Annotated in this window: 1 protein-coding gene; it reads right to left on the bottom strand. The window is 37.5% G+C overall.

What is annotated here, in order from left to right; translation table 11 throughout:
* Nucleotides 1–639: 639 nt before the first annotated feature.
* Nucleotides 640–1,332 (bottom strand): hypothetical protein (locus tag BP92_RS17155; protein WP_035693558.1); only part of this gene is annotated, 693 nt, incomplete at its 5' end.

Genomic DNA, 1,332 nt, shown 5'->3' with positions numbered 1-1,332 from the left:
ATTTCACAACGGATTTTCCCAAATACGTAATTTCAGCACAAAAATTATTGACAAAGTTCGGTTCGGTTTTCAACTATCACGCAAAATTTTTCGGTAATAATTTCAAGAAAAAGTCTTTCGAAAAAATAGGAGAGAAGCTTTCGGCGTAAGTTCGGAAAATATGTTGCACACAACGTTTTGCGGCTTAAAAATGTGGCGAAAATGCAACACCAAGCCTTCACAAATATAACCAAAACTTTAAATTAAACAACTGCGCCATTTTAGAAAGTTCCCGAAACCAGCCATATTTTTAAACCGCTGTTAAATGCAGTTTTATATTTTCGGAACTTAAAAGACAACGTAACATTTTACTGCAAAGTTTGGTTTTCGGCTTTCCATTGTCACGCAAACTTGATCTGTCACGCAAAGGTTAGTTTCCCGCAACGTATTTTCAACACAAAGTTTTTCGGCAAAGTTCGGTTCAGATTTCACTTATCACGCAAAAATTTTCGGCTAGTTTTTTAAAAAAATAACAAACAGAAAAATAGGAGCGAAGCGTTCAGCGTAAGTTCGGAAAATATATTGCATTTAACGTGTCGCCGCTTCACGAAGTTGCGGATTTTCAACACTTTTGATTACAAATATAGACAAAATTTAGTTTCAAAAACTACCAATTCTGATAAATCCCAAACCCCGCAATTTCGTGAAACGGCTGTTGGGCGTTCGGTTTTCTTTTTTTGGAGTTGCAATAATTCTAAACCCGCATGGTATAATTCTAAACCTGCATGACATAATTCTAAACCCGCATGCTATAATTCTTTCCGCGGTTGCTATATTTCTTTCCGCAGTTGCTATAATTCTTTCTGCGGTCGCTATATTTCTTTCCGCGGTTGCTATATTTCTTTCCGCGGTTGTTATAATTCTTTCTGCGGTCGCTATATTTCTTTCCGCGGTTGCTATATTTCTTTCCGCGGTTGCTATATTTCTTTCTGCGGTCGCTATATTTCTTTCCGCGGTTGCTATATTTCTTTCCGCGGTTGCTATATTTCTTTCTGCGGTCGCTATATTTCTTTTCGCGGTTGCTATATTTCTTTCTGCGGTCGCTATATTTCTTTCCGAGGTTGTTATATTTCTTTCAGAAGTTGCTATAATTCTTTTTGTAGTTGAATTGTTTTGACGTGTGTTTTTTCGCTCCACCAAACTGACGCCCAACGTTTCGCGGCTTGAAAATTGTGGCGAAAAACCAGCACCAAGCCAACACAAATATAACCAAAACTTTAAATTAAACAACTGCGCCATTTCAGATTTTCCCGAAACTAGCCATATTTTTAAACCGCTGTTGTGTGCTGCATA

Origin of the sequence: Flavobacterium sasangense DSM 21067 (genome assembly GCF_000686885.1) — a bacterium.
Taxonomy (GTDB): Bacteria; Bacteroidota; Bacteroidia; order Flavobacteriales; family Flavobacteriaceae; genus Flavobacterium; species Flavobacterium sasangense.
The sequence above is the reverse complement of the archived record's forward strand: the minus strand, read 5'-3'. Positions and strand labels throughout refer to the sequence as shown.